The sequence below is a fragment of the Fluviicola sp. genome (assembly GCF_030151805.1).
In the GTDB taxonomy this organism is placed as follows: domain Bacteria; phylum Bacteroidota; class Bacteroidia; order Flavobacteriales_D; family Crocinitomicaceae; genus Fluviicola.
This window is the reverse complement of sequence record NZ_JASLCN010000207.1, coordinates 1-8,784: the sequence shown is the minus strand read 5'-3', so window position 1 is coordinate 8,784 and position 8,784 is coordinate 1. Positions and strand designations below refer to the sequence as shown.

The 8,784-nt window shown below is 40.7% G+C and carries 7 protein-coding genes; 3 read left to right on the top strand and 4 right to left on the bottom strand.

Translation table 11 applies throughout. The annotated features are described in order from the left end of the window. Positions 1-669: porphobilinogen synthase (gene hemB, locus Q1V93_RS07770; protein WP_300663474.1), on the bottom strand; the 669-nt coding region annotated here is incomplete at its 3' end. Positions 670-1,020: 351 nt separating this feature from the next. On the opposite strand from hemB, the gene Q1V93_RS07765 reads away from it, so the two are divergent. The 3 genes from Q1V93_RS07765 (at position 1,021) to Q1V93_RS07755 (ending at position 5,620) form a co-directional block, all read left to right on the top strand. Further along, entirely contained in the window at positions 1,021-1,908 is an 888-nt protein-coding gene (locus tag Q1V93_RS07765; protein ID WP_300663448.1) for a hypothetical protein, read from the top strand. 17 nt (positions 1,909-1,925) lie between these two features. Next, a complete protein-coding gene (locus Q1V93_RS07760) occupies positions 1,926-2,348 on the top strand; it encodes a hypothetical protein (protein WP_300663446.1) in 423 nt (140 codons plus the stop codon). Positions 2,349-2,539: 191 nt separating this feature from the next. Continuing rightward, complete coding sequence (locus Q1V93_RS07755; RefSeq protein WP_300663444.1) at positions 2,540-5,620, top strand: ATP-binding cassette domain-containing protein; 3,081 nt, start codon at positions 2,540-2,542, stop codon at positions 5,618-5,620. Positions 5,621-5,745: 125 nt separating this feature from the next. Here Q1V93_RS07755 and fabG read toward each other — a convergent pair whose 3' ends face one another. The 3 genes from fabG to rpsT form a co-directional block, all read right to left on the bottom strand. After that, complete coding sequence (fabG, locus tag Q1V93_RS07750; RefSeq protein ID WP_300663442.1) at positions 5,746-6,492, bottom strand: 3-oxoacyl-[acyl-carrier-protein] reductase; 747 nt, start codon at positions 6,490-6,492, stop codon at positions 5,746-5,748. A 165-nt stretch (positions 6,493-6,657) separates the two neighbouring features. Beyond that, on the bottom strand, positions 6,658-8,364 hold the full coding sequence (locus Q1V93_RS07745) for a putative porin (protein ID WP_300663440.1): 1,707 nt from the start codon (positions 8,362-8,364) through the stop codon (positions 6,658-6,660). A 76-nt stretch (positions 8,365-8,440) separates the two neighbouring features. Further along, on the bottom strand, positions 8,441-8,692 hold the full coding sequence (gene rpsT / locus Q1V93_RS07740) for a 30S ribosomal protein S20 (RefSeq protein ID WP_124745579.1): 252 nt from the start codon (positions 8,690-8,692) through the stop codon (positions 8,441-8,443). Between the last annotated feature and the right edge of the window lie 92 nt (positions 8,693-8,784).

Below are 8,784 nucleotides of genomic sequence, written 5' to 3'. Positions count from 1 at the left end.
CGGATTCATCTGGTACGTTTTTTTATCACCGCTTTTCGGAGCCGAATTCAAGGCATCGCGGAATGGTCCGTAAAACGCACTGGCATATTTCGCCGTATAAGACATAATCGAAACATCCTGGAAACCGGCATGATCCAATTCGTCACGGATAAAACCTACACGACCATCCATCATATCCGACGGTCCGATAATATCAATTCCCGCCTGAGCTTGTGCTACAGACATTTTCCCCAAAAGATGCAAAGTCGGATCATTCACGATCTTTCCGTCAATCACCAATCCGTCGTGGCCATCCGAAGAATACGGGTCCAAAGCCACATCCGACATCAAAACTGCTTCCGGAAATGTTTCTTTCAGTGTGCGGATAATATGCAAATAAAAGTTCTCGTCTGCATAACTGTAGCTTCCGGTTTCATCTTTCAAATGTTCGTCAACCGCAGGAAACAAATCAAACGTGTGAATGCCCAGGTTCATCCATTTTTCGAATTCAGGAAGCAGCTGATCAATACTCCAGCGGTAATTGCCCGGCAATGAAGAAACTTCTTCCCGGATATTCTTTCCGTCTTTTAAAAACAACGGATAAATCAAATGTTGAGGCCCCAATTGTGTTTCTTCAATCATTGCTCTGATAGCTGCGCTTTTGCGGTTTCTGCGTGGACGAATATTCATAAAATGAGTTTTTGTGAAAAGAACATGCAACGTGATCCATAAATAATCAATTCGAGTATCCCGCAAATGTCAGTTCGTTCCGATAGCTATCGGGAGTCCGGCTTTTCAGCCGGACGTATCGAGAATAACATGCTGGATGTATCGGGAATGACTTTAAAACAATAATACCAGATTGTTTTTGAACCTTACTTACACGCTCATTCAAGTGACACAAAGTTAATCAGAATCCGGAACTATTCGCTCAAATCAGCGTTTTAAACAATTCTGATTCAGAATTATCAATAAGAAAGTTCCGTTAACTTTTTTTTGCATATTTTCGTCTATATGTTAACGAAAGAAACGATACAACTTATGAATAAGCTATTAACTACTTTCACCCTAAGTACCGGGATTGTACTTATAATCAGTTCTTGTGGTACGGAAGAAGAAAAGAAGCCGGAAATAAGCAAGGAAGTAACTGATCCAAACAGTTCCCTGAATGCTAAATTCGACGACAAAATCTTCAGCATTCCCTCTCCGATGCAAATGGCTCTTTTGCTGGAAGAATCCAAATCCACTTACAACGAGTTCCTGCTGAATGATCTTGAAAAAGTGGATGATTACACTTCCGAATACAAAAAAGCACTGAATCTGGGAATTTACGGAACAGACCTGGGATACGTTTCCATTTACAAACAAAACAGCACCGCCCTAAAATACCTTTCGACCATTGAAAAATTAACCAGCAAATTAGGGCTGGAAGGCGCTTTTGATAAAGATTTCATGACTCGTTTCGAAAAGAATTCAACCAACAAGGATTCCATGATGGTGATTGTTTCCGATGCATTCAAAAAGTCAGATAATTTCTTAAAATCGAATAACCGCAAAAGCGTTTCAGCTTTGATCCTGGTTGGCGGCTGGATCGAATCCATGTATCTTGCCTGCAATATCAACAAACAGCACGCGAATGAAAAAATCCTGGACCGGATCGCAGAGCAATCTCAAACATTAAACACCATTGTTGCTTTGTTGAGTGATTACAACAAAAAAGGCGAGTGGGATGATTTGATCAAAGATATGAAGGATTTGAAATTCTATTTTGACCAGATTACAATTAACTACGAGTATGTAGCTCCAGTAACGAACGCAAAAACCAAAACAACAACTTTGCGTCACAAAACGGTTGTAACCATTGATACCAACGTCTTGAATTTTATCAATCAGAAAATTGAAGCAATCCGAACCAAAGTAACGGAATAATAAAAACACTAATCAATATGAAGAAGTTAGCCTTATATAGCATTTTTACCCTGTTCTTCGGATTTGGAGTAAGTGCGCAGGATTGTGAAACCCTGGTGAAGGATTGCGAAAAAATCCTGAAGGGAAAAGAACAGAATTTCATTTCGGACGGACAAGTTTATACAGCATTTCTGGATCGCGAAAAAGCAGAATTCAAAACGACGTTTTTCGGCGGAACAACTTACCGGATCGCAACAACTGCCGGAACAGATGATGAATATGTCATCTTCACGGTGAAGGATCTGGACGGGAACATCCTGTTTACCAATAAGAAATTCAAAAACTCGAATTACTGGGATTTTAAAGTTCCGAGAACCATTCCTGTGATTGTTGAAACAGAATTGGATATGGATAAGAAAATCACCGGATGTGCCGTAATGATGATCGGATTTAAACGCTAAACGAAACTATTTTTTTAATCTATGCTTTGTCCCGGAAAGAAGGTTTTCTTCTTGTTTGACGTAAGTGGGTTTAATACTTTGAAAGGTTCAAAAGGTCTTATCTTTTTGAACCTTTTCATCTGTTTGAACCTCTTCTGTTTATTGAAAAAACGAGTACATTCCGGAACTCTGCCTAATAACCCTGTTGAAGCATGAGTGAACGCATACTCCGCGCTCTAATGCAGTTATTCGCTATTATAGCGAAAGTTGATGAAGTGACAGACCCGACCAATGAAGCCATTGAAAGTTCGAATGGCCGGCGGATCGTGGAAGCATTTTTACGAACGGAACTGAACGACGAATTGCTTCAGAGATACATTCAATTGTTTGATGAATTCTTGCTGATCCATCATCAGGGTTCCGGAAAGAAAGACGGATTACGTAAAAGAACATCCGTGAATTCCGTAAAGGTTTTGCGGATCTGTGCACAAATTAACGAAGAACTCACGCAGCGTCAGAAAATGATCGTGCTACTGCGGATTTTCGACTTCATCCACGCAAATGATCATGTTCACGAACAGGAACAGGAGTTTGTTCACACCGTTTCGGAATCTTTCAATATTCCCGACTTTGAGTACCAGCAATTGAAATCGTTTGTGGAAGCAAATGAAAAGACAATCCTGGACGACGAGCATTTCATGTATATCAGTGACAAAGTGATTGATCTGAAACATGCCAAACTGATCAAGCAAGATGGTTTGGAAGGAGCTATTTTAGTGATCCGGCTCGAAAGTGTCAATATTTTGTTCTTCCGTTATTTCGGCCATGGAGAACTGGTTCTGAACGGACAAATTGTTTCCAACGCCAGAAGACATATTTTAAACCAGGGTTCTACCCTTCGTACCAATAAATCCGCGCCAATTTATTACAGCGATGTGATTTCACGCTTCTTAAACGATGCAAACCAGGAAAAGATTACGTTCAAGGCAGATCATCTTCAGTTTCATTTCAACAGCGGAAAGGTTGGTCTTCATGAAATCAATTTCATTGAACAGTCCGGAAAGTTAATCGGTGTAATGGGTGGTTCGGGAGCCGGAAAATCGACTTTCCTGAACGTTCTGAACGGAAACTACACGCCTACTCACGGAGCTGTAACGATTAACGGCGTAGATTTACACCGTGAAAAATCGAAACTGGAAGGTGTAATCGGTTTTGTTTCCCAGGACGATTTATTGATCGAGGAATTGACCGTATTCCAAAACCTTTACTTCAACGCAAAACTGTGTTTCAACGATTTGTCGGAATCCCAGCTGAAGAAAAAGGTGCTGGACCTGCTTTCCGATATCGGTTTGAGTGATGCCAAAAATCTGAAGGTCGGAAGTCCGTTGGAAAAAACCATTTCCGGCGGACAGCGAAAACGTCTGAATATCGCGTTGGAATTGATTCGTCAGCCCGCAGTGATGTTTGTAGACGAACCAACGTCCGGGCTTTCCTCACGCGATTCCGAAAACATCATGGATATGCTCAAGGAACTTTCATTGAAAGGAAAGTTGATTTTTGTTGTCATCCATCAGCCTTCTTCCGAGATTTTCAAAATGTTCGACAAGTTGATGATTCTGGATCAGGGCGGTTATCCTATTTTCGACGGAAATCCGATTGATGCGGTCGTTTATTTCAAAACGCACGTTCATCATGTGAATGCCAATGAGCGGGAATGCCCGATTTGCGGAAATGTAAATCCCGAGCAGATTTTTAACATTATTGAATCCAAAGTAGTGGATGAATACGGAAATCAAACCAAAGTACGGAAAGTAAGTCCGCGCGAATGGAACGAACGTTATTTATCCAATTACAAAACACCCGATATTGAAGAAACTGTTGAACCTGTAAAAGGTACTTCACACATTGCCAATAAAATGCGCCAATTCAAGGTGTTTTTCCTGAGAGACATTCTGAGCAAGCTGGCAAATAAGCAATACATGTTTATCAACATGCTGGAAGCCCCGGTTTTGGCTGCAATTCTTTCGTTCTTCGTGAAGTTTTTTAATTCTGATGGAAAAGGAAACCAGGACTATGTTTTTTATGAAAACGAGAATATCCCGCAATACCTGTTCATTTCAGTAGTCGTGGCACTTTTCCTTGGATTAACCGTTGCTGCGGAAGAAATCATCAAGGATAAAAAGATCCTGAAACGCGAAAGCTTCCTGAATCTGTCCCTGGGCTCTTATTTGTGGTCGAAGATTTTGATCATGTTCATTATTTCCGCCATTCAGACGGCTTTCTTCGTTTTGATCGGCAACCTGATTCTTGAAATTCACGGACTTTGGTTCGAATACTGGATCGTTTTGTTCTCGACTTCTTGCATGGCAAACGTGCTTGGACTGAATATCTCGAGTGCATTCAATTCTGCGAAAGTGATTTACATCATTGTTCCCTTGTTAATCATTCCTCAATTACTTTTTTCAGGCGTGATCGTGAAATTTGATAAACTCCACCCTATTTTCTCTTCAAACAATGAAGTTCCGTGGGTTGGAAATGCAATGGCTTCCCGCTGGGCTTATGAAGCGTTGGCGGTTGTTCAGGCAGCAGATAACCAACACGAAAAAATGCAGTTTGACCTGCACAAGGAACAAAGTAATGCCAGCTGGAAAAGAGATTACTGGATTCCTGAAATGAAGAATCAACTCACCATCCTGGCAGATAAAAAATCTTCTCCGGCAGATTTTGAGCGGGCAAAACGCATTTTGACAAACGAAATAGAAGAAGAAATCAATCTGTGGAAAAAATTGGAATGCAAGGATTGTGTTGAAGGCCTGAATGCTTTGAAAAAAGGAAAAACATCCGTTCAGGAAGTACAATTCAATGTGGGTGCTTTTCTGGAAATGATGAAAAAGCAATACAACCTTACTTACAACAAAGCAACTGGAAAACTGGATGCGTTGGTTCTGAAAATGGGCGAAAAACCGTATGAAGCATCCCAGGCCGCGTATGTCAATGAAAGTTTACAGGATTTAGTAACGAATCGCACGGAAGTTCAAAAGATCATTGTAACCGATGACGAGTTAATCCAAAAGGACGATCCGATCTACATTGATCCGAAAAATACGCGTTTGCTGAATGCTCCGTTCTATGCACACAAGAAGTATTGGCTGGGAATTCCGATGAGTACTTTTGCGGCAAATGTGATGGTTCTTTGGGGAATGACCGTATTGCTGATCATTGCGCTTTACTACGATATTCTTCGAAAGTTCTTAGGATTGTTCTCCAAGGTAAAATCGAGAAGTAATTCATGAAATCTGCTTCCGGTTAATAACACGGATAGATTTGAATAGATAAAAATTACAATCTACTGAAAACAAAAATCCCCGGTCATTGAGCTGAGTCGAAATGCCGGGGATTTTTTAGTCTATTTAATTGCTTACATCAACATTCCTCCACACACGTGAATGGTTTGTCCTGTAATGTAAGCAGACATATCTGATGCTAAGAAAACAACCGCGTTTGCTACGTCAATGGGTTGTCCTCCTCTTTTCAACGGAATGGAGTTTCTCCACTCTTCAACCACTTTTTGATCCAAAGCACCGGTCATTTCCGTTTCGATGAATCCCGGAGCAATTGCGTTGCAACGAATACTTCTGGAACCCAATTCCTGAGCTACCGACTTGGTAAATCCGATCAATCCTGCTTTGGAAGCCGCATAGTTTGCCTGACCGGCATTTCCGCTTACTCCAACAACAGAAGACATATTGATGATTGATCCTGAACGCGCTTTCAACATCGGGCGCTGAACCGCTTTCGTCAGATTAAATGCTGATTTCAGGTTTGTATTGATGACCTCGTCCCATTGTTCTTCAGTCATTCGCATTAAAAGTGTATCACGGGTAATACCGGCATTGTTTACAAGCACATCGATCGTTCCAAATTTTTCAACGACATCATCGACCAATTTTTGTGCCTGGTCAAAATTTGCTGCATCCGATTTGAATCCAACTGCTACTCCACCATTTGCTGTTAATTCTGCCTCCAAAGCACGTGCTTTTTCTTCAGAAGACAAATAGGTAAAAGCAACTTTAGCTCCTTGTTTCACACATTCTTCCGCAATTGATTTTCCGATCCCTCTGGATGCTCCGGTAATTAATACAACTTTATTATCTAATAATCCCATGAATGTTTTTTTGGTTTTCAAATATAGGAAAGGTTTCTTGGATATAAATGAATTCTTACCTGAACTTATCCTCAAGGGAACGTTCAAAAGGTTTAAATGGTTCAAACTGTTGAAATATTGAACTTTTTAACTCTTTAAACAGGTGAACCGGCTGCTGGAAGCAGATTAATTAAAAAAGTCCCACGAAACCCCGAATCTGAATTGAAGCGGCGTTACAGGATACCCCAAACCTTCATAATTCATCGGACTCACAAATGTTTGTTCGATATTCTCAATGCGGATAAACCAGCGGAAATATCCCAGGTCAAACTGACTGAAGAAATGCAGCTTCATCATATTATTGAAGGTTCTTCCTGAATTTGCAAATGAATACGTATTCATCATCGGAGTGAAATCCAGCAATTGGTACGAACTGATATATCCCACTTCAATTCCGGTAACCGTTTTCAGTTTCTTCGCTTTAAACAACCCTCCGTTGTAGGCAATTCGTCCCGAGATCAATAAATTCGGAAGCAGATCTCCCGTACTTTCACGATAAGATGCTCTGGATTGAATCAACAACTTTTTATAGGAATACTCAAATCCAAGCTGAATTCCTACAACACTCAATTGTGTCAAAGTGTCCTGTCGCCATCTGCTCTTTACAAAAACCGGCATTTTCGTATTTGACTCAACGAATGCTTCCGCAAAGAAAGGAATGATCCGGTTCTTGTTTGTCCAGTTCAATCTTCCGGTAGTTCTTGTGCTCAACTGCTTGTCGGTCCACGCATAATTGATTGTATTCCCATAATAGGTTCTCTGGTAATTATCCGGGTATTGTCTGGAAAAGTCACCGTGGAAAGAAAAAATGTTCGCTTTGATTCTTTTTCTTAAGTCTGCAGTAATCGCCGTTTCTCCGGTTGCACCTACAAATGTGTAATTTGCCGTCGCTTTCAGTAGAAATCCTTTTACGATCATATCCAAAGCCGCAAAACCATACGCTTCCGTCGTATCCTGGTGAATAATCAGGTTATCATAATCCCAGTATCGGGCTCCGAGCCCTGCTTCAAAATTGATTCCGCGGTTTTTATAAAACAATCCGCCGTTCAAACGCAAAGAAGATAGTTCCCAATAATCGTACGTATTTACTGTATCGTAATTGTAAAAACCATAAATCTCTTTGACAGTATCTCTTTCGAAATACCGCTGATTCTTAATATCCAGCCTGGATTGAAGCAATACTCCTACTTTCTGAAGAGAATCTTTCGTAAAAGAAATGTAATTCTTCCAGTCGGCATGTAATTCTTTCGTTTTGTTTCCGGCATTGGATTTCCCCACTTCCTGGAAATCGAGTGCAAAACCTTCACGAACGGTATCACCGATCAAACCATTGTTTAATTGATTGTGGTTCGTATAAAACGAAACATCCAGCACCGTTCCATAATAACGTGAACGATGCATCAATGCAAGCTGAACGGAATTTCGTTCAAAATTGGAGTTCCGCAAGTTTCCGTTTGTGGTATTCCGGATATAATCAAACTGAAGGAATGTATTTGAATCCAGCGCCTGGGTATACGTAATACGGCCAAACTGAGCCAGCTTGGAACCCATGGAATATTCAAAAGCGATATGGGGAATGGTAGAATACCTTCTCGGTAAAAGTTTCTGCCAGGTGGTGTTCAGATCGGAATAAGAAAACCGGAATAAGAACGGATTGAAATCTCCGGGAAGTGTGTGTTGATAAGCGGCAAGGTTTACATCAACAGAGTCGAGCGTTCCGGAAATCCGATGTCCGGGTTTTAATGTATCCTGAAAATAGTTTCCAAAGGGAGATTGCGCCAGACTATAGAGTTGGCAGGAAAGCACGACAAGTAACAAAGCCCATTTCTTCATGAAACTTTATTAAAACACAAAAAAGGTCTCATCGCCGTTGGCAGACAAGACCCTTCTGATTTCTTAATGAATATTCTTACAATTTATTCACTGCAACCATCAAACCTGACTTCAAGTTTGCTGCCTTGTTTTTGTGAATGATATTACGTTTTGCCAGTTTATCCAACATAGATGTAACTACAGGCAATAAATCGCTTGCTTCTTTCTTGTCTTTCAAAGAACGAAGTTTACGTACTGCGTTACGTGTTGTTTTATGTTGGTATTTGTTACGCAAACGCTTAACATCGTTAGAACGGATTCTCTTTTGTGCTGACTTGTGATTTGCCATTTTTTTCTTTTATTACAAACTAAAATTTGCAGCCCATAGGAGAATCGAACTCCTGTTTCCAGGATGAAAACCTGGCGTCCTAACCACTAGAC